This is a genomic window from Alteribacter populi (assembly GCF_002352765.1).
Lineage (GTDB): Bacteria > Bacillota > Bacilli > Bacillales > Salisediminibacteriaceae > Alteribacter > Alteribacter populi.
Genome location: NZ_KZ293963.1, coordinates 4,099,891 through 4,124,704 on the forward strand (window position 1 = coordinate 4,099,891; position 24,814 = coordinate 4,124,704).

19 protein-coding genes and 1 riboswitch are annotated in these 24,814 nt (G+C 40.9%); of the genes, 16 read left to right on the plus strand and 3 right to left on the minus strand.

What is annotated here, in order from left to right:
• Positions 1 to 118 precede the first annotated feature (118 nt).
• The 10 genes from CDZ94_RS18930 (at position 119) to CDZ94_RS18975 (ending at position 15,322) form a co-directional block, all read left to right on the plus strand.
• Entirely contained in the window at positions 119 to 1,030 is a 912-nt protein-coding gene (locus tag CDZ94_RS18930) for an amidase domain-containing protein (protein WP_096439796.1), read from the plus strand.
• A 108-nt stretch (positions 1,031 to 1,138) separates the two neighbouring features.
• Positions 1,139 to 1,612: a tRNA (uridine(34)/cytosine(34)/5-carboxymethylaminomethyluridine(34)-2'-O)-methyltransferase TrmL gene (gene trmL / locus CDZ94_RS18935; RefSeq protein WP_096439798.1), complete on the plus strand. Its 474-nt coding sequence runs from the start codon at positions 1,139 to 1,141 to the stop codon at positions 1,610 to 1,612.
• A 471-nt stretch (positions 1,613 to 2,083) separates the two neighbouring features.
• Positions 2,084 to 2,269: riboswitch (cobalamin riboswitch) on the plus strand.
• A gap of 299 nt (positions 2,270 to 2,568) precedes the next feature.
• A complete protein-coding gene (locus tag CDZ94_RS18940; protein WP_425352547.1) occupies positions 2,569 to 4,764 on the plus strand; it encodes a ribonucleoside-diphosphate reductase subunit alpha in 2,196 nt (731 codons plus the stop codon).
• A 22-nt stretch (positions 4,765 to 4,786) separates the two neighbouring features.
• Positions 4,787 to 5,827 carry a ribonucleotide-diphosphate reductase subunit beta gene (locus CDZ94_RS18945; protein WP_096439800.1) on the plus strand — a complete coding sequence of 347 codons (1,041 nt, stop codon included), beginning with the start codon at positions 4,787 to 4,789 and terminating at the stop codon, positions 5,825 to 5,827.
• Between the two features lie 367 nt (positions 5,828 to 6,194).
• Entirely contained in the window at positions 6,195 to 7,739 is a 1,545-nt protein-coding gene (locus tag CDZ94_RS18950) for an AbgT family transporter (protein WP_096439802.1), read from the plus strand.
• Positions 7,740 to 7,979: 240 nt separating this feature from the next.
• Positions 7,980 to 9,188 (plus strand): M20 metallopeptidase family protein, encoded by a 1,209-nt coding sequence (locus CDZ94_RS18955; RefSeq protein ID WP_096439804.1) that lies wholly within the window; start codon positions 7,980 to 7,982, stop codon positions 9,186 to 9,188.
• Positions 9,185 to 10,531, plus strand: coding sequence for an amidohydrolase (locus tag CDZ94_RS18960; RefSeq protein WP_096439806.1), 1,347 nt, complete (start codon positions 9,185 to 9,187; stop codon positions 10,529 to 10,531). Before CDZ94_RS18955 ends, CDZ94_RS18960 begins: the two co-directional genes overlap by 4 nt.
• Positions 10,515 to 11,762 carry a M20 family metallo-hydrolase gene (locus CDZ94_RS18965; RefSeq protein ID WP_096439808.1) on the plus strand — a complete coding sequence of 416 codons (1,248 nt, stop codon included), beginning with the start codon at positions 10,515 to 10,517 and terminating at the stop codon, positions 11,760 to 11,762. Before CDZ94_RS18960 ends, CDZ94_RS18965 begins: the two co-directional genes overlap by 17 nt.
• A 2-nt stretch (positions 11,763 to 11,764) precedes the next feature.
• Entirely contained in the window at positions 11,765 to 13,069 is a 1,305-nt protein-coding gene (locus CDZ94_RS18970; RefSeq protein ID WP_096439810.1) for a helix-turn-helix domain-containing protein, read from the plus strand.
• 627 nt (positions 13,070 to 13,696) lie between these two features.
• The gene (locus tag CDZ94_RS18975) at positions 13,697 to 15,322 is read left to right on the plus strand and encodes a glutathione ABC transporter substrate-binding protein (protein WP_096439812.1); all 1,626 of its coding nucleotides are present in this window, start codon (positions 13,697 to 13,699) and stop codon (positions 15,320 to 15,322) included.
• A 428-nt stretch (positions 15,323 to 15,750) separates the two neighbouring features.
• Here the strand turns inward: CDZ94_RS18975 and CDZ94_RS18980 are convergent, their stop codons facing one another.
• Both CDZ94_RS18980 and CDZ94_RS18985 read right to left on the minus strand, forming a co-directional pair.
• Positions 15,751 to 16,941, minus strand: coding sequence for a M14 family metallopeptidase (locus tag CDZ94_RS18980; protein ID WP_096439814.1), 1,191 nt, complete (start codon positions 16,939 to 16,941; stop codon positions 15,751 to 15,753).
• A 275-nt stretch (positions 16,942 to 17,216) separates the two neighbouring features.
• Positions 17,217 to 17,675: a hypothetical protein gene (locus CDZ94_RS18985; protein ID WP_096439816.1), complete on the minus strand. Its 459-nt coding sequence runs from the start codon at positions 17,673 to 17,675 to the stop codon at positions 17,217 to 17,219.
• 184 nt (positions 17,676 to 17,859) lie between these two features.
• On the opposite strand from CDZ94_RS18985, the gene CDZ94_RS18990 reads away from it, so the two are divergent.
• From CDZ94_RS18990 to CDZ94_RS19005, 4 genes are all read left to right on the plus strand, one after another.
• The gene (locus tag CDZ94_RS18990; RefSeq protein ID WP_096439818.1) at positions 17,860 to 18,459 is read left to right on the plus strand and encodes a YpjP family protein; all 600 of its coding nucleotides are present in this window, start codon (positions 17,860 to 17,862) and stop codon (positions 18,457 to 18,459) included.
• A gap of 185 nt (positions 18,460 to 18,644) precedes the next feature.
• On the plus strand, positions 18,645 to 19,775 hold the full coding sequence (locus tag CDZ94_RS18995) for an NAD(P)/FAD-dependent oxidoreductase (protein ID WP_096439820.1): 1,131 nt from the start codon (positions 18,645 to 18,647) through the stop codon (positions 19,773 to 19,775).
• A gap of 179 nt (positions 19,776 to 19,954) precedes the next feature.
• Positions 19,955 to 20,722, plus strand: a complete 768-nt coding sequence (locus tag CDZ94_RS19000) for a MerR family transcriptional regulator (protein WP_096439822.1) — start codon at positions 19,955 to 19,957, stop codon at positions 20,720 to 20,722.
• 136 nt (positions 20,723 to 20,858) lie between these two features.
• The gene (locus tag CDZ94_RS19005; RefSeq protein ID WP_096439824.1) at positions 20,859 to 21,719 is read left to right on the plus strand and encodes an MBL fold metallo-hydrolase; all 861 of its coding nucleotides are present in this window, start codon (positions 20,859 to 20,861) and stop codon (positions 21,717 to 21,719) included.
• 221 nt (positions 21,720 to 21,940) lie between these two features.
• On the opposite strand, the gene CDZ94_RS19010 is transcribed toward CDZ94_RS19005, so the two are convergent.
• A complete protein-coding gene (locus CDZ94_RS19010; RefSeq protein WP_096439826.1) occupies positions 21,941 to 23,230 on the minus strand; it encodes an acyl-CoA thioester hydrolase/BAAT C-terminal domain-containing protein in 1,290 nt (429 codons plus the stop codon).
• A gap of 424 nt (positions 23,231 to 23,654) precedes the next feature.
• On the opposite strand from CDZ94_RS19010, the gene CDZ94_RS19015 reads away from it, so the two are divergent.
• Positions 23,655 to 23,966 carry an antibiotic biosynthesis monooxygenase family protein gene (locus CDZ94_RS19015; RefSeq protein WP_096439827.1) on the plus strand — a complete coding sequence of 104 codons (312 nt, stop codon included), beginning with the start codon at positions 23,655 to 23,657 and terminating at the stop codon, positions 23,964 to 23,966.
• Positions 23,967 to 24,141: 175 nt separating this feature from the next.
• Positions 24,142 to 24,624 (plus strand): DUF5366 family protein, encoded by a 483-nt coding sequence (locus tag CDZ94_RS19020; protein WP_321196098.1) that lies wholly within the window; start codon positions 24,142 to 24,144, stop codon positions 24,622 to 24,624.
• The last annotated feature ends 190 nt before the right edge of the window (positions 24,625 to 24,814 follow it).

Genomic DNA, 24,814 nt, shown 5'->3' on the forward strand with positions numbered 1-24,814 from the left:
GGGACTGTCCCCCGACAATTTGTTCGGGGGACGGTCCCTTGAACATTTGGTATGAGAAGGGTGGGGGGATGCATAGGATGATAAGTAGGAGAAGGGCTCTGCGGAAGGGGGGATTAATATGAACAGTAGTGGGTTAAAGCGTTTAAAGGAATATATAGAACATTGTCATGAATGTTTTGTTTCGAATTACGGTGATGTTCCCTTTTTACGAATTCATGAGGTGAATGCGTTTGAGCGGAAGGTTGCTCAGCTTGAGGGAAGGGATGCAGAGATTGTAAAAAATATTGTGGACGGTCACATTATCAGTCATCAAAACTATGTAGACAAAGAAATTTTTGATTATGTGCTATATTTTCAGCATTTTATCCGTCAGCGTGAACATTTTTATATGGAAGAACAAGTGCAGTACCGGCGGGCTGTGGTTGATGATGGAGATTTAGTCGACGATTATTTAATGACTGATGAGGGGGATGAAGTCACGACACAGGGAGGGTCTCGCCAACTCCCGAAAGTTCAAGAAGAACCTGGTGAAACTAGAAAATATAAATACGATCGTCTTGCGGTAGTACAATACGCAGAGCGGTGGTGGAATGATTCTAATCCTGCCTATAAGAAATTTGAAAATAATTGTACGAACTATATTTCACAATGCGTTCATGCAGGAGGCGTTCCAATGACCGGATTTGGTAATCGGACGACTGGATGGTGGTTCAAAAACAACAACTGGAGCTACAGTTGGAGTGTTGCCCATGCTTTTAGGTGGTACTTAAGTGGGGCAAAAACGGGAATTAGCGCCAGGGAAGTCTCGTCTCCTCAAGAACTGTTGCGTGGCGATGTCATTTGTTATGACTTTGACGGTGATGGAAGATGGCAGCACACAACTGTGGTCGTTGGTAAAGATGATAACAACATGCCCCTCGTGAATGCCCAAACAACAAATAGCCGGATGCGCTACTGGGCTTATGAAGATTCCACCGCTTGGACGCCAAACATTCAATATAAATTTTTTCACCTCACAAACGGTTCATAACAATCAACCAAAGTCAATAGGGTCTAAAGAAAGTTCAGGGGACAGACCCCTGAACTTTTTCGTGGTATACTATCTGTTGTGTGTGTAACAATGATCAGAGGTGAAATTATGGGTATACATGTTGTGTTATATCAACCGGAAATTCCTGCGAATACGGGAAATATCGCTCGTACGTGTGTAGGTACAAATACATCGCTTCATTTGATTCGTCCACTCGGGTTTTCTACGGAGGACCGGATGTTGAAGAGAGCTGGATGTGACTACTGGCCGAATGTGAAAATTCATTATTATGATTCAATCCAGGAGCTTTTTGACACCCATGAAAATGGTGAGTTTTTCTTTATTGAAACTATTGGAAAGAAGTATTATCATGAGTTTGATTATAGTAATGAAGACAAAGACTACTTTTTCGTATTCGGACGAGAGACGACTGGGCTTCCAGAAGAAGTGACTGAGAAATATCAGGATCGCTGTTTCCGTATCCCACAGACGGATAAGGTTCGTTCATTGAACTTGTCTAATACAGCTGCGATTCTTGTTTATGAAGCCCTCCGTCAGCAACAGTTTTTAAAGTTAACGTGAGGCTCTTATAAGGGACGAAGTAGTGGTTTTTGCGGTAGATGACTACTTCCGAGGTGGGTCAGATCTTTCAGTGGCGCGGGGTTTTGTATTTCACCGAGCAGATCTAGTCAAACTGGAGGCGTTTCTGGTCTTCCGAAGTGGATGTTTGCCCTGTTACGCATAGTGTGACATTTGCAAAACTAAAATGACTGTGGGGAACAAATTCATTTTTCCGTAACATTTGCAAAAACAGCCTAAAGTTAAAAGGCATAGAGAGGTATAAGGGTATCCATCCATTAGTATGAGTTATCGTCCCGGTTCTCTTGATTTTAGAAAGCAGCTAGCTTTATACTAAACAGCTGAGCTAATTAACGGAACGTTTTTCAAATTTGGCAAAAAAGGCTCATTGTGAGGAATAAGGGTTGCAAGATGGTCTTATATCCACTAAAATACGATATATACAATAAAATAATAACAATAACACAATATATAGTGTTTCACTGAAATAAAGGTGTCATGTAGACTTAATAGGGAATTCGGTTTGAAACCGAAACTGTCCCCGCAACTGTGAATGCTGACGAACTGAGAGACCACTGTACAACCATTGCTTCAAGTATGGGAAGGCTCAGAATCGGACGATGCATGAGTCAGGAGACCTGCCTGTATTTCAAAAGTTTCGTGTCTTCGGGGATTGAGTTCATGGAGCGGCAGGCAGATCGGTAGAGGATCGTTTTACTACATCAGCTAGTCGGAAATATTAATTTGCTGAAGTAAAATGTTTTCATATCGAGCCCCGTCGTTTCAAGAAATCCAACTCTTTCCTTTGAGGAGAGAGTTTTTTTATTTGAGAGCCGAAAAATCAACGTCTCGGTGTCTAAGCGCCATCGACTTAAAACATGCGAGCTGACGGTGTTTTTAATAAAAGACTACTATGCGGTTTTTCTTATCTCTATCAAGACGAAAGGGGCCAACAAACAATGATGAATGTTAAAGAACAAAATTCCTTGTCTCTCACCGAAAAATTAACTGCGAGGTTTCAGCACTTAGACTGGTCGAACTGGCCAACTGAAGAAAGAGGTACACCGTTACGTGAGTTGCAACAACTTGCACTAGATCATCTTCATATAGAAGAATCAGATTGGACGTATGTCGCAGCACAGTACCGTTTACACGAATTATACGGATCCATTGCAGACGAGCGTAACTGCACAGTAGATGACATCTACAACCGTTTTCCGGAAATGATCGAGCGTTTAACTGCTGAAGGGATATATGATCCGCGGCTATTACAAACGTATAGTTACGAGGAACAACAAGAATTCATGCAGGCCATCAATCCGAAATTGGACGAGCAATTTAGCTTTTTAGGATTACATACATTTATTGACCGTTATTTGGCGAAAAACTTTGCTAATGAACAAGTGGAACTTCCTCAAGAACGCTTTATGGTTATCGCGATGATACTCATGCAAAACGAGCCAAAAGCTAAGCGGGTCACGCTAGTTAAAGAAGCCTATTGGGCAATGGCTAATCTTTATATGACAGTAGCAACACCGACGCTTGCTAATGCCGGAAAAACGCACGGTCAGCTATCGAGTTGTTTCATAGATACGATGGATGATAGTTTGCGAGGGATTTTTGATTGTACGACAGATGCGGCAACGCTTAGTAAAAATGGAGGCGGTATCGGTATTTATCTCGGCAAAGTCCGCTCGAAAGGATCTTCTATTAAAGGGTTTAAAGGAAATTCCTCCGGTGTACTTCCGTGGATGAAGCAGCTAAACAACACCGCAGTGAGCGTCGATCAATTAGGTCAGCGTCAAGGTGCGATTGCTGTATATTTAGACGTTTGGCACAAAGATATTTTCTCATTTTTAGATGCGAAGCTTAATAATGGTGATGAAAGAAAACGAACGCACGATTTGTTTACAGGTGTTAGTCTCCCGGACTTATTTATGGAAAAAGTTGAAGCGCGTGAAGATTGGTATTTGTTTGACCCTCACGAAGTCCGGCGAACGATGGGCTTTTCATTGGAAGATTTTTATGATGAAAAAAGCGGAAGCGGAAGTTTTCGTGAAAAATACGAAGCATGCGTGAACCATTCAACGCTTTCAAAAGAACAAATACCGGCCATCGAAATTATGAAACGGATCATGATTTCCCAGCTTGAAACAGGGACACCGTACATGTTTTATCGTGATGAAGCAAATCGAAAAAATCCGAATGCTCATAAAGGGATGATTTACGGATCGAATCTGTGTACTGAAATTATGCAAAACATGAGTTCGACAACTGTTAAAGAAGAAGTGACTCAGGATGGCAACATTATTATCACAAAAGATGCCGGTGATTATGTGGTCTGTAATTTAAGCTCGATCAATTTGGCAAAAGCCGTTCGGGAAGACGTGTTGCAAAGGTTAATTCCTGTCCAAGTAAGAATGCTAGATAACGTGATTGATGTGAACGACCTTGAAGTACCCCAAGCACGTTTGACAAACGAGAAATATCGGGGGATCGGCCTCGGAACATACGGATGGCACCACCTTCTAGCTCTTGAAGGAATCCGTTGGGAAAGTGAGGAGGCTGTCGCCTATGCTGAAGAGGTCTACGAAAAAGTCGCTCAGCTTACGATTCAAGCCAGTGCAGATCTAGCAAAGGAAAAAGGAGCTTATCCGGCGTTTCAAGGGTCTGACTGGTCCAAAGGAACTTATTTTGAAAAAAGAGGCTATGAGAGTGAGGCTTGGCAAAAAATCGCTACCGATGTACAGCAAAGTGGCGTTCGAAATGGATATTTGATGGCAGTAGCGCCGAATTCATCAACAGCAATTATTGCGGGTACGACAGCATCCATCGATCCGATTTACCGAAAAGAATATGCTGAAGAGAAGAAAAATTTCCGAATCCCTGTGACAGCTCCAGACTTATCAAGTGAAACGACGTGGTTTTACAAATCAGCACATGATATCGACCAGCATTGGAGCATTCGACAAAATGCAGCCCGTCAGCGCTACATCGACCAAGGCATTTCGTTTAATTTGTACGTCAAAAATACAATTAAAGCGAAGGAACTGTTGTCACTACATTTGGACGCCTGGCATGAAGGGTTAAAAACAACGTATTATGTCCGTTCGACTTCAAGTGAAATTGTAGAATGTGAGAGTTGCTCAAGTTAAACGCCAAAAGGAGTGAGTTGTGATGGACAAACCATTACAGGAAAGAAAACTTTATGATGCATCAGCACCCAACGCATCTACTGGGATTATCAACGGGGAAAGTTCCAATGTTTTAAACTGGGACGATACGCGCTTTACTTGGGCGTATCCCCTTTATAAAAATATGCTCGCAAACTTTTGGACGCCATTTGAAATCAATATGTCTAATGATGTGAAGCAGTATGAGACGTTATCTGAACAAGAAAGGGAAGCCTTTAACAAAATCATCGGCTTACTCGCTTTTCTAGATAGTATCCAAACGGATTACTCTATGCACGTAGCCCGTTATTTAACAGATTCAAGTTTGTCAGCGCTCATGACCGTTCTTTCATTTCAAGAAGTTGTCCACAACCAAAGCTATTCGTACGTGTTATCAAGCGTAACGGATAAAGCGAAACAAGATGAGATCTTTGAATACTGGAAGCACGACCCTGTTCTACGGGAACGGAACGATTTTATTGCAGAAGGATACGAGGCTTTTGTAAACAATCCGACGCCGCAAACATTTCTCGAATCGATTGTGTATGATGTCATTTTAGAAGGATTGAATTTTTATTCAGGCTTTAGCTTTTTCTACAATCTTGCACGAAATCAGAAGATGGTTTCCACTTCTACGATGATCAATTATATTAACCGGGACGAGCAGCTGCATGTACATTTGTTTGCGAATATCTTTAAGGAATTGATGAATGAGTATCCGGAGCTAAATTCGGAAAAAAATCATCGGTTCGTCCAGGAAACATTTGTTAAAGCAGCAGAGCTTGAAATTAACTGGGCCCGCTACTTGTTTAAAACGCCAATAGATGGGATTCGTCTTGAAGATCTCGAGGATTACATCAAGTTTATGGCTAATAAACGTGTAAACGAACTTGGGGTTGAAAGGCCGTTTGAGGGATATCGAAAAAATCCAATGCGTTGGATCAAAGTTTATGAAGACGTAAACAGCGGTAAAACAGACTTCTTTGAACAAAAATCCCGCCAGTACACAAAAGTCGGTGCTGATAATGGGTTTGATGATTTATAAAAAGAAGAAGAGAGACTCTTGGTGGTGAATGAAATTTCTACGTTAATTGTGGAGAAAGGAAAAGTAGTATAGATATAACGTTCAATAAACCAAAAATCATCTTAAATGGAAAAGCTTGAGGCCAAGGCCCCTCAAGCTTTTTTTGCATGTAAATTAATGTGTGATTGATGCTATACTTTCTCAACAAACAGGTCTCAGCTCAATTAACATAAGAGACTTTATCACACCACCGTAGTGGGGGACTGTCCCCTGAAAATTTCTGAAAATATAAAATATATCGTTTACTTTCGACATTTCATGTGGTACTTTTTCTATAACGGTATATATAAAGAAAATGTCCGAAAATAATAAAGGGAGTGATTTTAGTATGAGTGTCTCTCATGGGAGTCAGGAGAAAAAGGGATTTTTCACAAAATTTCTTGATTTGGTTGAGCGTGCAGGAAATAAATTGCCTCATCCTTTTATGTTGTTTGTATATTTAGCCCTTGGGGTTATCGGATTGTCAGGGATTATTGGATTATTCAATGTCTCATTTGAACATCCTGGTTCAGGAGAAACGGTGGAAATTCAAAGTATGCTTTCAGCAGAAGGGGTCGAATATATTATTTCGTCCATGCTCGGCAACTTTACTGGTTTTGCACCATTAGGATTAGTTCTTGTGATGATGTTCGGGATTGGTCTTGCTCAAAAAGTGGGGCTAATTGAAACATTTATGAAAAAGACTATTTTGAATGCTCCTAAGAAACTTGTAACGTACGCCATTATTGCTACTGGTATCATGGGGAACTTAGCTTCTGACGCGGCTTTTGTTATTGTTCCACCACTTGCAGCAATGGTATTTTATGCATTAGGACGACACCCCTTAGCCGGTATGGCAGCAGGGTTTGCTGGTGTTGGAGCCGGTTTTACAGCAAACGTTATTATTACGGGAACCGATGCACTACTTTCTGGAATATCAACCGAAGTGGCAACCTCAATCAATTCTGAGGCACTCGTCACTCCAGTCGATAACTGGTTCTTTATGATATTCTCTGTATTAATGCTTATGTTTGTTGGAGCTTGGGTTACGGAAAAAATTATTGAGCCAAGACTAGGGAAATATGATCCTTCACTTGGAGATGGAGAAGTAACAAAGCAACAATTAGAAGAAATTACTCCGGAAAAAAATAACGGACTACGTAACGCTGGACTTGGAGGCTTAGTTTATCTTATTTTAGTTAGTTTTCTAATTGTACCGGAAAATGCAATCTTAAGAGGTGAAGGTGGCGAGATTGTACCATCTCCATTTTTAACTAATATCGTCCCAATTATATTATTTTTCTTCATTGTCGTTTCGGTTGCATATGGTTTAACTGTCAAAGCGATTAAGTCAACGAGAGATGTACCGGAGTATATGGCTGATGCGATGAAAGATATGTCAGGCTACATTGTGCTGATTTTTGCAGCTTCACAATTTATTGCTTATTTTGAATGGACAAACCTCGGAGCATTCATTGCCGTTTCAGGTGCCGAAACGCTTACGAACTTAAACTTCACAGGATTGCCGGTCATTGTTGGGTTTATTTTGCTCACTGCTGTGCTCAATATGTTTATCTTTAGTGGATCCGCTCAATGGGCGCTTATGGCTCCTATCTTTATCCCGATGTTTATGATTCTTGACTACAATCCGGCATTCGTACAGCTTGCCTATCGTATTGCCGATTCGTCAACAAACATCATTACACCATTAAACCCGTATGTTCCAATGGTCCTTGCGTTTATGAAACGATATGACAAAGGAGCAGGGTTTGGAACGCTATTTGCAATCATGCTTCCGTATGCGTTGATTTTCCTTGTTATTTGGATTGTCATCTTCATCATCTGGACGCTAATTGGGTTACCGATTGGCCCTGGTGTAGGCCTGAATATTTAACTTAACGAAATATGAGATGATGGGGAAAGGTAGTTTTAATCGGCAGAGTACTCTTTCCTCTTTATTTGGATTTTCAGTTTCACTTGTGCCCTGGGGTGAAAGCGTCCGCCTGTATTGAATTCGAACGAAGATTTTATCTTATCAAAAAACAATAATCTTTTTAGGAAACTGCTTTAACAAAAGACCGCTATGCAGTTTTTTTTATAACAGGTAACTTTACAACAGAGGAGTCGCTTTAAAATGGAGATAACGATTAAAGGTCGCGGAAAAAAAATTGAAGAGACGTTAATTTATTATCGAAGGCATTTTCATCAATATCCTGAACTAAGTCAAGAAGAAAGTAAAACGTCTAAAACAATTCAAAACTTCTTAAAAGAGGAAGGCATTCCTTTTGAGACTGGTTTTGCAGAACATGGTGTTCTTGCGATTATTGAAGGAGAAAATCCTGGTAAAACAGTCGCTTTACGTGCTGATATTGATGCATTGCCGATCAAAGAAAAAAATGATGTTGCGTATGCTTCGAAAGTCAATGGGAAAATGCATGCATGCGGCCATGATGCTCATACTGCGATGTTAATGGGAACAGCCCTGCTATTAAATAGTATGAAGTCAGAGATACCTGGAAAAGTCTTACTTGTATTTCAACCTGCCGAAGAAATGGCCCCCGTAGGAGGGGCAGGTCAAATGATGAAAGACGGTTTGTTTACGAAGCATAAACCGGATGCTATTTTTGCTCAGCATATGTGGCCGGACCTTGAGGCGGGAGAAATCGGAGTCAAGTCAGGCGCTATTATGGGGAATTCTGATCGGTTTACGGTAATAGTTAAAGGAGCCGGTGGGCACGCAAGTATGCCTCATCAAGGAAAAGACGCGATTGTTATCGCCGCTCAAGTTATCAATCACCTGCAAACGATTGTAAGTCGAAATGTCGATCCGATGCAATCAGCCGTTGTGACGTTTGGTGAAATTTCCGGCGGGGAACGCTATAACGTTATTGCTAGTCATGTCACTTTAGAAGGAACAGTTCGAACGAATGATGATGAGGTTAAGAAAAAAGTAAAAGCCCGTTTAGAAAAAACACTCTCTGGATTAGCCGGTGCAAACGAAGTGACAATTGAATTAGATTACAAAGATGGTTATCCCGCAACGATTAATTCTGAGGAGTGGGAAGAAACGGTAAGAGCATCTGCGCATAAATTACTTGGTGAAAATTCCACACCACGAGTTAATTCGAGCTTGGGCGGCGAGGATTTCGGAAGATTTTTACTTGAATATCCAGGGTTTTATTTTTGGCTCGGAACGGCAATACCGTCCCGAAAATTACAAAAACCACTTCACGATGCCGAATTTGATATTAACGAGGATTCCTTAGCCATCGGAACAGAGATGATGACGCAGCTTACGTTTGATGCTTTGGAAAAGTTAAATAAAGAGGAGAACAACTCATGATAAAACGTCCCAAAATTAATGTAGATGAGTGGGCTGAGGACATGTTTTTGAAGCTGGTGGAATGGAGGAGATTGTTTCATCAGGTTCCCGAAGTAGGTTGGACCGAATATGTAACGACAGATCGCATTTACAAAGAGTTAGCTCAGCTTGGTTTTACACTTTATACAGGAAAAGATGCTATCGATTCGGAAGCACGGATGGGCGTACCAGAACAAGAAGAGCTTGAGAAAGGGCATAAAAGGGCAAAACAATACGGCGTTGCTGATCATTTACTAGAAAAAATGACAGCTGGTCATACCGGGGTTGTCGCACAACTAAATACAGAACGTCCTGGCCCTCATATCGCATTTCGTTTTGATATCGATGCTCTGCCTATACATGAGGCAGAGCTTTCATCTCATTTCCCTAAATCTGAAGGCTTTACTTCAACGGAAAAAGGGAAAATGCACGCATGTGCGCATGACGGACATACCGCCATAGGATTAGGGCTGGCTACATTTTTATCTGAGCACAAACAAAGTCTCTCAGGTAAATTTACATTGCTCTTTCAACCGGCAGAAGAAGGGAGCCGAGGAGCGAAAGCAATGGTGAGTAAAGGCTGGCTCGACGATGTAGACTGGTTTTTAGGTGGACACATAGGGATTGAAGATTTGAAGGTAGGGCAAATTGCGGCTACGACGAATCATTTTTTGGCAACAACAAAATTTGATGTTTCTTTTTCTGGTGTGGCTGCTCATGCCGGGAAAAAACCTGAAGAAGGAAAAAATGCGTTATTAGCAGCTGCTACTTGCGCTCAGCACTTGCATAGTATTTCTCGTCATTCTGATGGCACAACGCGGTTAAATGTCGGGACGCTTCAAGCAGGAACCGGAAGAAACATTATCCCTGATAAAGCGTCTATGGCTGGTGAGACGAGAGGAAAAACAAATGAGCTCGATGACTTTATGTTTGGTGAAGCCAAGCGAATAGTGAAAGCATCAGCTGCACTTTATGATGTTACAGAATCAATATCAGTAGCAGGTCGCGGGATTTCCGCTGATTGCGATCCAGAGTTTAAAGAGCTGGTGAAGCAGGCAGTCAAGTATTCTGATCAATTATCCGAGCCTATTGATGTCCTTCCATTGGGAGCTTCAGAAGATGTGACACATATGATGAAAGCGGTGCAGAATAATGGTGGAAAAGCAACTTATCTGATTTTTGGCACCCCATTAGCAGCAGGGCACCACCATCCTTCTTTTGATTATGATGAAAAGGTATTAAAAACTGCAGTCATTTCTTTATCGTTGATGTTGCTAGAAATCTTATACCCAAAGGAGGGACCGAAAGATGAAATCATGGCTTAGTCATACATTAAATCGTTTGAATTTAGTTGAATCGATGGATCAACCAGAAGGTTTTACCAGATTAAGTTATACTAAAGAAGAATGGGAATCGATGGGTGTTTTTAAAACAGTTGCTGAAGAACTTGGTCTTCGCGTAAGACAAGATCAGGCAGGAAACGTGATAGCCCGTTTTGAACCTGAAGATTTTAGTTACGATAAAGCAGCAGTTGTTGTTGGCTCTCACTTGGACACGGTGGCAAATGGAGGCGGTTATGATGGCGTGGCTGGAGTGCTTTGTGGACTAGCCTCTGTAAAACAATTAATAAACGAAGGCTTTCAACCGAAGAGGCCGATCGAAGTCATTTGTTTTGCCTCAGAAGAATCAGCACGTTTTGGTGTGTCCACGATTGGTAGTAAAGCAATGACAGGTTTATTAGATCCAGCTGCTGTAGAGCATATTTCTGATGTAAATGGCGTTACAATCAAAGAAGCGGTTGAATCCAGAGGGCTGAGATGGTCTGAAGTGACGAAAGCAGAACGTTCAAGAGAAGAGATTCACTCATTTTTAGAGCTTCATATTGAGCAAGGTACGCGAGTGGAAAATGCCAAAGCAGACTATGGGGCAGTTACGGCAATTGCCTGTCCGATCCGGTTGATTCTCCACATTGAGGGAAATGCAGGTCACACGGGGACAACGCCAATGGACCGTAGACAAGATGCACTCGTAGCAGCGGCTCGGATTATTCACTATATTTCTGAACGTGCTGAAAGACTCTCACAAAAAGGGGATTATCCTGTTGTTGCAACAGCGAGTACTATTGAGCTTAAACCGAATGTTATGAATGTTATTCCAGGAGTGGTTGAATTAGGCGTTGATATTCGTAGTGTAGATGATGCCTTAAAAGAAAAACTCGAGGATGATATTTACACAGAGTGCAGCCAGGTTGAAGCGCGGTATAAGGTTTCTATTCAATCTGAAAAACTAGTACACAATCCATCGATCACGCTAGACCCAACTGTCCATGAAGTATTAACAGAGGTTGGTAAAAAAGAAGGTTATACGCCATTTACGCTTGAAAGTGGTGCCGGTCATGATGTGATGAATACGGCTGTAAAATGGCCTTCTGGATTGCTATTCATCCCTTGTAAAGACGGGTTGAGTCACCATCCTAAGGAGGCAGCAAGTCTCGAAGACCTTGAAAAAGGGGTTCATGTCATGACGGCATATTTACGTAAAGAAACAGGTGATTAAAGATGAAAATTCGATTAGGAGCTGTAGGGCCAGAAGATTCGATACGAAAAATAGAAAAAGTGGCCAGTAGGTTTCCGGATTTACGAGTAATATCATTCCCTTATGAAAAAACGGAAGAAACAATGCAAATTATTGAAGATAACCAAGGTAAAGTTGATCACTGGTTTTTTTCTGGACAAGCTCCTTATTATTTTGCAGAGTCTCAAGGTCTTGTTAAAAATTCTGAGGCAAGCTACCCACCATTATATGGATCAAGCCTTCTTGGAAAGTTATTGGAAGCTCAATATGAGCAAGGAAAATTATTAACGAGCATTAGTCTTGATACGATTAGTAATGATGAGGTGGACTCCTTTCAGCAAATGCTTTCAACTGAAGTGTTGTCAATTCACAACTATCCTTATGAAGGGTACTTGCCCGCGAATGAAATGGTTAATTTTCATGAAAAGCTTTATAAAGAAGGGGAGATTTCAGTTGCTTTTACCGGAATTCGAGCTGTTTATTCAGAATTGAAAAAGCGTGGGGTCCCTTGTTATCGAGTGACTCCAACAGATCTTGCAATTCAACTGGCGATGAAATACCTTCGTGAGCACATTCACTCTTATTTGTACCGAAAATCTCAAATTGCTATTGTCGGTATTCAAAGAATTACCTGTCCGGATCAGACTCAAGAGGATTACTACTCTTTTAAAATGAAGCATCGTGAATTGGATATAAAACGGCTTATTCTTCAGTATGCAGAAAAAGTCCATGGATCAAATATTCAAATGGGAGATGAGTTGTTTTTCATTTACACCACTCGTGGTGAACTGGAGCTTCAAACGTACGAGCCTCTCTTTACTCTTATCAATCAGTCTGAATTGCAAACGGGGTTAAGGCTTCGAACTGTAATCGGGTACGGGCGTACAGCCATTGAAGCAGAACAAAATGTTCGAATTGCTTTTCAGGAGGCTAAAAACACAAAAGAAAGAGTGATTATGAGTGTAGACGAAGATAAAGAAGTTCATCAGATTTCGGAGTCAGAAGGCGAAGTAACCTTTAACCAACGGCAATGGGGAGAAAAGTGGCTTGAAAAATTTAAAGCTGCTCAGATAAGTCCGGGTATCGTTTCAAAGATCCAGTCGATTTCAGAATACTATAGCCAGACTATCGTTAGTGCCAAGGACATTTCCACCTGGTTAAATAGTACAGATCGGAATGCCCGGCGGATTCTCACCGCATTGGAGGAAATGGGACTTGCCAAAGTCACAGGTGAAGAACAACCAGGACAACGTGGCCGTCCAAGAAAAGTGTATAAACTTACATTTTAAAAAGCACCATTACCGGTGCTTTTATTATTGTCAAAGAATCTAACCCACGTCAGCCCTGAAGTCGGGAATAAGGCATGCAAAGACGGGAGAAAAGCTTGAATTCGAGATTACGACTAAAATCGATGATTTGCTTTGCTAACATAATGTTAGGGTTTACTGTTGGTTGAATGGAAGAGGAGGGAATTTAGGTTAGGCTGTAGGAATGATCCCCACAATCTTACAGGTTTTATGTAATAAATTTCAATTCTCCCATTACTTTTGTACGGAGAGATATTTATGAAATATAAGAAAAAAGTAAATATTAAAATAATTTGTTCTTTACAATGTTTGTGAAGTATAGTAGTTTTATAATTGAGCTTTTACGAAATCTTTCGAAAAATGTAATAAGAAAGAATTTGTAGAAGAGACAGGCTTTTTACAAATGCTAACTGCCATTTTATTTTGTTTAATAAGATTATGAAACAATGCATTCATCAATAAATAGGCAGAGTTGGAAGTACGCCAGTATGGCTTTCTTTTATCTAGCAGAACCGGACATAGTAGACTACAATTATTTTTCAGAATTTATAGTTTATTAGGTGTATTATGTAAATAGCCTGTTAGATATTATTAAAGGGGGAAATCAAGATGTTCAAGCGAAAAAAATCCTTTAAAGCAGGTGCTTTCTCACTTGCTCTGGCTCTTACTGTTGCAGGTTGTGCCAGTGAACCTGATGAAGCTGCTGACACCGGAACAGACGGTGACAATGGCGAGGACAACGGAGAAAGCGTAGAAGGCCAGGAAGGTGGGGATCTGATCATTGGCGTTCTTTCTGACATAAACTCAATGGATCCTCATACGTCTAATGATGTACCATCCGGTCAGATTCAAACAAACCTTTATGAGACGTTGGTAAAGTTTGATGAAGACATGGAACTAGAACCATACTTGGCAACAGATTGGGAAATGGTCGATGACCTAGTATGGGAGTTTAATCTTCAAGAAGGCGTTACATTCCATGACGGCTCAGATTTCAATGCAGAAGTCGTAAAGGCTAATATTGATCGAATCAATGACGAAGAAATTGGCTCACCTCGTGCGATCCTTTTTGAAATCATTGAAGAAGTTAACGTGGTAGATGATTATACGGTTGAAATTGTGACGGAAGATCCATTTGCACCACTTCCAGCTCACTTTGCTCACTATGCTTCAAGTATGATCAGTAAAGAATCTATTGATGGCGATTATGCTGCTATGGAAGATGGCGATCAGCCTGGTGACTATATTAACCAGCACCCATCAGGAACCGGATTCTTTGAATTTGAAGACAGAGATCCAGGGAATGAGGTTACTTTAACGAATTTTGAAGGCTACTGGGGAGATCATGCCAAAGTAGATAGTGTTACGTTTAAAGTTGTGCCTGAAGACTTAACACGTATTGGTGAATTAGAGTCAGGTGCAGCTCATATTATCGATCCAGTAACACCAAGTGACCTTAACCGTGTAGAAAATACGGATGGTACGAATTCCTATATGAGAGATGCTGCAAGTATTACCTATCTAGGATTTAATATGGAAAAAGAGCCGTTCGATGATCCGTTAGTGCGTAGAGCTCTATCAATTGCACTAGACAAAGAGTCGATGCTCGAAGCCACCCTAGAAGGCACGGGTGAACCTGCAAATGGTCCAATCAACGATACACAGTTTGGTTATAGTGAAGAGGTTCCTGTGCAAGAGCAAGACTTAGAAGAAGCAAGAGAATTATTAGCTGAAGCAGGCTACGAGGACGGTTTTGAGACAACGATTTGGACAAATGACAGCCGCGAGCGTATTGATATCGCGGAAGTAGCGCAAGCCAATTTTGCAGAAATCGGTGTTGATGTAGAAATTGAAGTCGTCGAGTGGGGCGCGTATCTTGATAGTACGGGCGCCGGCGAACATGATATGTTTATCCTAGGTCTATCCCTCGGAACTGGTGATGCTGATTATCCAATGCATATGCTGTTCCACTCAACTAATGCAGGACCATCAGGAAACCGTTCATTCATGCAAGACGAAGAATTTGACCAAATGCTTCACGAAGCACGTGTGGAAAGTGACGAAGAAACTCGTTTAGCGATGTATGTTGAAGTGGTTGAATACTTGAACGAACAAGCTCCTATGGCGTTTTTATATCACCCATCTCATATTATGGGATACAGTGATAGTGTTGATGGATTCTGGGCTGACGGTTCTGGACTTTATCAATTGCAAGACGTAACAATTTCAGAATAAAATATCGTAATAAAAGTATAAATAAAACACGTCAGGTATAGTGAAACATGCCTGGCGTGTTTTTATTATAAGCGGATAAAAATTTTTGTTGGTTTAGGAAACAATTCTAAAAAAAATCAGGGTTTATTCTACGGTAAAACAATTGAATGAATTGCATTATTCTGAGCTCAGGAGGCTTGGCAGTTCGTCCGCGGAAAGCGAGCAGATGCAGGCCAACGGAGCAACATAAAGTCCCTCTTAATTTAACACCAAGCAAGTTGGAGACCGTAGCCTAGTTGAATTGCGTTTAAAAGGTCTCTTAATAAAAAATGAGAAGAGATATTATTTTGAAGTTGTGTGCTTTTTTAAACAAATGAATGATGAAAGTGATTCAATTAAATTCTAAAAAAGTTTATTCTACCTTGAAGCAATTCCAACCCCAACTGAACTTACATATATAAGCTTGCGAGAAAGATGCCGAGATTATCCTGGTAGATTTCATCAAATTGTTCAATCGGTAAAGGGTTTACACCCCTGCCTAATTCGACTGTAAAACCTGGCTTTTGAAACTCCTGGATAAACCAGTCTTTATAGCCAGCATAGCTGTCTACATACTGAATAGGCTCAAAACCGCTCACTCTGGCAAACTCATTTACAATCGTTTCTGACTCTTCTGGCTCAAGCCCTTGAAACCCCCAGAAGATCACTTCTCCTTGCGTGTGATAAGCGAGAACCCGGTCAAAGTCAGATTCGATGGCTAAGTCTGCCATGGCGATCGCCTCGGGTTCAGTTAAAGGTTCCTCGCCCGGAAAGTCTCTTGGAGAAGGCTGACCTGGTTTAACTGCTGCTTCTTCCACCCAAAGAGCAGGGTATTGATTATTTAAATCCACGCCTCTAATGTTAGCTTTCCACCCAGAAAAGTCAGTGCTTTCGTTGTTTATCTCTAATACCTCGCTTCTATATGGCTCTTCTTCTGGTAGACCGCGAACAACTAAATCAACACCATCAGGATTCACATTCGGTACAACAGATAATAGGACACTTTCGTAATACGGGGAGAGTTCAAGGCCTCTAACCGGCTCTTGATTTGTTAATGCTAACAAATATTGATTTAACGTCTGCATGAGAATGGGAGTAGTAATCCATTCATGAGCATGGAACGACCCGTTCATATGCACTCTTTTTGTACCACGTCCAACACGCAATTCAATCAGGTCCTTCCCCATAACAGAGCTACCGATTGTTCGGGAAGTGATGAAAGGATATATAGTAACGAGTTGACGAATATCATTTATCATCGCTGCAAAATCATAGGCTCTTTTTCCTTGGACGATAGGCATGTGAACTCTTACAGGAACATTAATTGTTTGACCAGTTTGGAGGTTAAAAGGACTTAGAGTGGGATTGAGCAGTTGGATCATATCAGAGTGAACACCGAGGCGATTAGCAATCATCCAAAATGAATCACCAGGTTGAATTGTATAAAAGTTCACAAAATAACCGGGAATCCGAACGACCTGACCAACTTGCAACGCTTCTGAATTTTCAGCTGGGTTTGAGTCGATAATTAAAGGCATGGGAATCGCAAAGAGTTGACTATAGTACCAAAAACTATCTCCTTGTCTTACGCGAATATTCATAGGATTTATCCCCTTTTTCTTGGTTATTGTTCATTTTTATGAAAGAGAAGAGAGGAATATTAGTTGAAGGTTTTAAAAAACTGTTTTCATTAAAGTTTGTTGCTTTTTCCAAAGCAAATGATGATACGGAAGAATGAATGAGCCCGCAACGATGTCACACTTCAACAAACAAATCGCAACAACCTTTTTTAAAAGGAGCCTTAAAACAATGTAAGGATCTGTTCTCGTTAGGTTGAAAACAGATCCTTACATTGTTTTTAGTATACAGATAGTGTTTAGATGCGAGTGAATCCTTCTTCATCCAAATATTGTGCCGCTTCATTGTAGGAGTTAAAGGTGCCATCTAAGTCTGTATCAGCGTAGACATTCCATTGTTCATTTTCTTTTACTAGTGTAAGTGTCTGAGTGTATTGATTGATCCAGATTTCGTCTTCAAATGTACCTTGATCTTCTTCGCTAGGGGTCAGTGATGAAATCGCCTTTTCAATGACAGACCTTAGTGCCTTTTCAGTAAAATTGCGAATGTTGACCATTCCTTTATCATTCACCTCATATCCGGTTAGCTCACCGGCGTAAACAAAGCCGTTTCCATTCGGATGCAAATGATAAACGACATTTAACTTATCAATTGTACTCTCAGGGTAATGAAAATTGACTCGCCCCATCGAAACATTTCTTCTTTCTAATTCGGGATAAGACTCGATAATCGCTAATTTTTGTTCAAAAGTTAACATAAATCCTCCAAAATGTTTTGCAGTATTTTCGCTTGCTTATTATACCAATGTTCTCATCAAAATAAAACGTTCAACGAAGACACAAATTGTTCACTGAAATTTATAAGAATAGTCAAATAGTTTAGTAGATTTATGGTTCCAACATGATAAAATAAAGGTAGTATCTTAAAGGGAGCGTTAGACGATGAAACTTTGGTTTAAAAAAGTATCAATAATCCTAATTACATTTATGACGTTAGGGATGTTTATCCCACCTACATATTTAGATGCAAGTTCTGAAGCGGAAGATTTTATTTCTTCTTCAGATTCGAATGATTCACTACCACCGGATGCTGAAGACGAGTTTGATTTTGAAGAGGATCTGGCAGATGATGAATCGATTGACGATGTCATTGAACGGATCACGGAAGAAGCAAAGGAGCAAACGCTTCGTAAGTTAGGACCGAAGATTGCTAAGCAAGTAGAACCTGATGTTTTATCTGCGATTATGCCAAACATTGAAGACGTGATAAATGAACTCATTGAGCAGGCTGGGGAGGAAAAAATCCCATATTTTACGGTGTCTGAACAACCATCCTCAGGTTATGGTGAGCGGATCTTTAATATTTTCGACAATGAAACAAATGAAGATGTAGCGAAATTTCATGTAAGACGTGACAATCGGCCGAGAGATGGGTATTGGTTTAATTTTCACTATCATTTAAGTCAGGATGGTTTTGAAAAACATCATCAATTAGGGGAAATCTATTGGGATAAAAATATGCCACCAAAGTGGATGTCATAGTAAAAAGTGTGAGCTGCTCGTTTTAGAGTGGCTTTTTTTATTGTTTGAGAAAATTATAGTTGTTAAGGTTGTGGTTTTAAAATTTGATAACATACGGACCGAGTGATTGAATACAGATGGAAGCTTTAGTAGAATGATTCCCAGAAGAATGAGAGGAAATTCAAAAATTAGAAAAGGTGTTTTTTATGAAATCATACATTGTAGTAGGTGCGGGGATTCTCGGAGCTTCAACGGCTTATCACCTCGCCAAATCAGGAGTGAGCGTAACAGTGGTTGATCGTAAGGATGCAGGACAAGCTACTGATGCTGCGGCGGGAATCATTTGTCCATGGCTTACTCAGCGTCGGAATAAAGCATGGTATCGCTTGGCAAGTGGGGGAGCTGCGTTTTATCCAGCTTTAATTAAAGAGCTCGAAGCTGAAGGTGAAACGAACACAGGCTATGAGCAGGTTGGTGCGATCAGTCTTCATACAGACGAAAGCAAGTTGGAAAAAATGAAAGAACGAGCTCTTAAACGCAGGGAGGATGCACCGGAAATTGGGGAAGTAGTTCTCTTAACGCCTACTGAAACAAAGAGTTTATTTCCTGCATTATCTGCTGAGTATGGATCTGTTTATGTAAGTGGTGGAGCCCGTGTAAATGGAAGAGCCCTTCGGGATGCTCTCATGAATGCTGCCCAAAAGCATGGTGCCGTTTTTCGTGAAGGCAATGGGGCTCTTGATTTTGAGCATGATAAGGTAACTGGAGTGATGCTTGATGGTGAGGCATTGAAAGCTGATGCCGTGATTGTAACTGGAGGGGCCTGGGCAAAAGAACTTTTTCAACCTCTAGGTTTTGAGTTTATGGTCACTTCACAAAAGGCACAAATTGTTCATCTGGATTTACATGGTACAGGCACAAGCAAGTGGCCTGTCGTCATGCCACCGAACAACCAATACCTACTCACTCTTGAAGATGGGCGCATCGTTGTCGGAGCGACACATGAAGATGAGGCAGGAGCCGAATTTGACAAGCGTGTAACTGCAGGAGGAGTGCATGAAATACTTGACAAAGCGTTAACGATAGCTCCCGGGTTAGCTTCTGCCACTTTTCTTGAAACGAGAGTTGGATTCCGGCCATTCACTCCCGGATTCCTTCCAGTCATCGGTCCATTACCAGAATACAAGGGCCTCTTTGTAGCAAACGGACTAGGTGCTTCTGGATTAACATCGGGTCCATTTCTTGGCGCCGAACTAGCTAAACTAGCATTAGGCGATTCGAACAAACTAAACATCAGCGACTACGACATAGCAAAAGCGATCCAAAAATCCAAGTAATGGCTCAGAATCCTATTCATCATTACAACAATGTTGCCCTAAGGCAAAGGGGTCTGACCCCTTTGCCTTAGGGCAACATTTTTAACGCTGTTTTTAGTGACGGCGTTAGCTTTTCCACGTTTTTTCGTATTGACTTTGACGTTACGTTATCCTTTATTGTTAGAGTTGAGGTGATCACCGTGTATCAGATTAAAGAAGTCGCGAAGCTTGCTGGTGTGAGTGTGCGCACACTCCACCATTATGATCATATCGATCTGTTGCCCCCGAGTTCGGTAAAAGAAAACGGTTACCGGTCCTATGCCGAAGCTGATTTGGTAAAATTGCAGCAAATTTTATTTTTCAAAGAGCTCGGTTTCTCTCTGCAAGAGATAAAAAAGCTGATTGAAGAACCAGGCTTTGATCGGCGAAGGACTCTAGAACAGCATAAGAAAGTGCTAGTGGAAAAAAAGCGGCGATTAGAAAAAATTATTGCGTCTGTTGATAGGACGATCGATTCAATAGAAGGAGGAGAACCGATGTCGAAAGAAGAAATGTTTGAACCATTCGATATGAAAAAAATAGAAGCCCACCAGAAAAAGTATGAAAAAGAAGTGAAACAAAAGTATGGCCACACTGATGCTTATAAAGAATCACAAAAAAAGACGGCAGCTTATAAGGAAGAAGACTGGCACCGCATTCAGAAGCAATGGGGAGAGGTGTACCGGAAGATTGCTGCGCGCATGGACCGAGGTCCTAAAGATCACGAAGTACAACAATTGATCAAAGAGTACCATGACCTGATCAATGACAATTTTTATCAATGCCCGCCTGAAATGTTTCGGGGATTGGGGGAACTTTACGTGAATGATCCAAGGTTCACGAAGAATATTGACAAACATGGAGCGGGCCTATCAGAATTTTTACGAGCGGCAATGGCTTATTACGCTGACCAATTAGAAGACAATTAATAAAAATGGAGGATGCTCAGTATAACGAGCATCCTCCATTTTTTAGCTGAAAAAGAAACGTTAAACCGCTGTTCTTCCTACATATTTACTTTGAATGTATATAACACTAAGAAGGTTAGAAGGGAGAAATGAAATTGTGAAAGAAGAGATGAGTCATAGTAAAGACAACAAGTACATTCCAGCTTTAACAGTCACCAGTGGTAGTGGAAAAGAGGTCGCGAGTGATCTTTATTGCTATACGGTTGGCATTGTCAACGTATGTTTTTTTGGAGAGTCCGATAATAGTGATGAATGGATTTTAATTGATGCAGGTATGCCCAAATCCGCTGAAAATATCATTACGAAAACTGAGGAACGCTTCGGATCAGGAAGTCGCCCGAAAGCCATTGTATTAACACACGGGCATTTTGATCATATCGGTAGTGTTATTGAGTTAGTAAAGCATTGGAATGTCCCTGTGTTTGCTCATGAATTAGAGCTTCCTTATTTAACTGGAAAAGAACGATATCCTCAGCCAGATTCTTCAGTTGAAGGTGGATTTCTCGCTAAAATATCTCCTTTATTTCCGAATGAACCGATTGATTTAGGGAGTCATGTTCAACGTTTACCATCTGACCAATCTGTTCCTGGGATGCCTGGTTGGCGGTGGATACATACTCCTGGACATACACCGGGACATGTATCTTTCTTCAGAGAAGCAGACCGGTTGTTAATTGCAGGTGATGCCTTTATTACTGTCAAACAAGATTCGCTATTTAAAGTTCTTACACAAAAACAGGAAATCAATGGTCCACCACGGTATTTTACGCCAGATTGGAAGGCCGCCTGGGAATCTGTGAATGCGTTGGAAAAACTGAAGCCCGAAATTGCCGTTACAGGACACGGATTGCCGGTTTCAGGTGAGGCGCTGAAAGAAGGGTTAGAAAAACTTGCAAATGAGTTTGACCGCCTTGCAATCCCGGATTATGGTACCTATGTTGAAGGGAAGTTGCATTAGCATACTTGATTTGGAAATACTTATTTCTTTTAGGAAGCACGGTTTTTGAAAAGGGGACAGCTACTTTCACGCCGCTCGTCTCAAGAGATAAACCGGCTTCAAACTTAAAAACATGAAGTGGAAGCTAACGCTGTTTTTAATAAAGGCTGATTTCGTAAAGTTTGTTGTATATGACAAGGAAAACGAGCTTGGAATTCCAAGCTCGTTTACTCATCATAAGGTTATTTTTGTAGCATTACCGTTTCGACTTTTGGCTTAACAGGGTGAAAGTGTCGGCTTAAAAATGCGAGAATCTCTTGCCAAGCCTTCTCTCCGGCTTCTGCATTTGCTCGTTCTGTTCCACCGAGTTCAAAGGGAACGTCCGCTGGTAGAATGGATGGGAGATAAGGAAGCGGTAATACATGACCAGCTTTTTCGAAATATAGATGTTTTTTTTCATAAGGAAAGGTGTGCGCATCCAATCGCTCCATAATTGACTCACACATTGAGCCTGATGGCCATAAAGCATCTTCTCCACCGCTCAAAAGGAGGATTGGACCGTTGATTTTTTCAACTCGGATTACAGCTTCATTGGATTCACTCCGATATTTTTCCAAACTATGACGATACATAGGCTCTAACGACTGAGGGCGTTTTCGGATGATGTTTATCATTGATTGTAATGTTATTGAGACTGAATATGAATAAGGCACATACGGAACAGGATTACCTTCAATTGTCCAGGAAGAGGATTTCCATTTTTTTCGATCTATGCTTTGAAATACATGGCTTGCCGGAACCTCGCCGATAACCGCATGAATGTTAGGGTTGTGAGCGGCTGCTAGTAAGGCAAGCTCTCCTCCTTTTGATGTCCCCATGCAAGCAATTTCATTTTGATTTACAAACGTTTTTTCTTGAAGCCATTCGACCGCATGATCAACAGTTTCTACTGGTACTTCATGTAAAGTTGCGGGCAGGTTCGTTTCTCCAAAGTAAGCAAGAGATAATACAGCATAGCCTTGGGCTGACAGAAGTGCAGCCGATTCTTCATATATACCACCTTCAGAGCCACCGAGCATAATTATTGCTGGTACGGACGTTTCTTCTTTGGGGTAAAAAAATGTGCCGTGGCACTCTGGAGTCCGAACCACTTCCCGCTCAATATGATCCTCTATAAATAAGCGAGTTAGGGTTCGTTCAAGGACGACTTCATTTGCTTCATTCACGACCGTAATCGTCATGTCGATTGGGGTGAGTGAAGTTTTCTGAAGCACAGATGAGTGGTATGAAGGGTTGGCAGGCTTTAAATTCCAAAGGAGTGATTGCAGGTTGGTTTCGGAAGTTTCGTCAGTGAGTTGAATTTTTCCATTAGCATCAGATTTCACAAAGATCGTTGACTGCCAACGTTGTTCGGTTGTGTCAATCCACTTCGCTTTTATCGTTATTTTTTCATGAGGAGTAAATCCGTCCATGTGCAGCAAGACGGGTTCATCTACTCGGCCAATATCTGGATAAAGAAAACATGTCATCATCGTCACCTGCCATTTGAGTTTACTGGCGAAGCTTCTGATGTATGGACGAGGGTGAAGGACTGTTCTTCGCTTGTTTTATATATATTCGCTAGCAAAGCAAAAAACACATTCTTTTTTGTGGAAAAGGAGCGAAAAATTCGGGTGGGAACGAAAAAAGCTGTTTTCCTCAAGTGGAATACAGCTTTTTGACGCCAAACGTCAAGTTTGAATTATTTTCGGTTCGGATTATCGTTATAGCCGCCTGTAAAAATTGCAGCAAGAAAGGCTACACATACGCCTAAGATCAAAAGCAAATTCATGTTCTTGCCCCCTTCAACATCTCTACCAATCAATATACCATGAATTTTATTTGGATGCACGTCCAATTTCTTTTCTTATAAATTGTTCTCAAGTATAATAGTACCCAGAAAAGGAGGTTTTCATAATGTACGTAGTGATGAATGAATTACACGTGCCGAAAGAAGGTCGTGAAAACGTTGCCGCGCGCTTTGGAGCAAGTGCTGAAAAAATGAAGCAAGTACCGGGTTGTCTCGATTTTATGTTTTTAAATCCTTCAGATGATGACAACTATCAAGTTGTTTATACTAAATGGGAATCAAAGGATGACTATGAAGCTTGGGTGAACAGCAGTGCTTTTAAGGATGCGCACAAAAAACGCAAAGAAAATGCTGATAAGGGTGAAAGTCCGGCATCCGGAAACAAACTTTATGAATATGAAGCTAAGCATCACCTTTAAACCGAGTGGATTCCACTCGGTTTTTTTCAATAGGCTGCTATCATAGGTACCCGCTTGCCTAATGCTCAATAAGAGAAGTTTCTTTTAATAGCTCCTGAATAAAGGCTTAATAATCTTGTAAAATCCACCGATAATTAAATTGAAGTACCTTCCGAGTATTTAAGGAGCTGCCGTTATGAAAAACACCTACTTAACCAGTCACTTTCCGCTTATTTCAATTTTACTCTTCAGTTTATCGCTTTCCTTATATAGTGAAAGGGTAATAACCGATTCTCTAATTAATGTTGGCCTCTATAAAGGAATGACAGAGGTATTCAGCGATCAGGGGATTAAACTGACACTCCTCTTTCTCCTTCTTTTCTTGTTCTTCATGCTGTTTTCTGCTCTTAAACTGATCGCGGATACGATAAATGAAGTCTCGCTTCTGTTTTTTTCAAAAGATCGAGAAGGTGACGATCTGCAAAAGATTCGTGGCGGGGTGTGGGTGTTTTTAATCGGGAGTATTGTATCGATCTTTATATCCTTTAATTTGTTATTCGTTGTTGGAAGTATCGTGATTACGAGTTTTGTTTATTTTGTTTTTTTCGTCTACCGGCTCGGAGACTCTCTTTCATCGCCCTCTCTTATCGGTATGATATTCTTTCATCTGTTCTTCTAGTTCTCCCTTATCGCAAGTGTAACCTACGCTCTCTTAAAGCTTTATAACAGCTTTATTTCCAGCTTGCCGATATAGTTTTGGGGACTGTCCCCGCACAATTTTGTGTAAAATTGTGGGAGGGGTTTGGATTTTGTTACATAAAAAGAGATGCCTGATCACGTGAAACCAGGCATCTCTTCTTTCTAATATT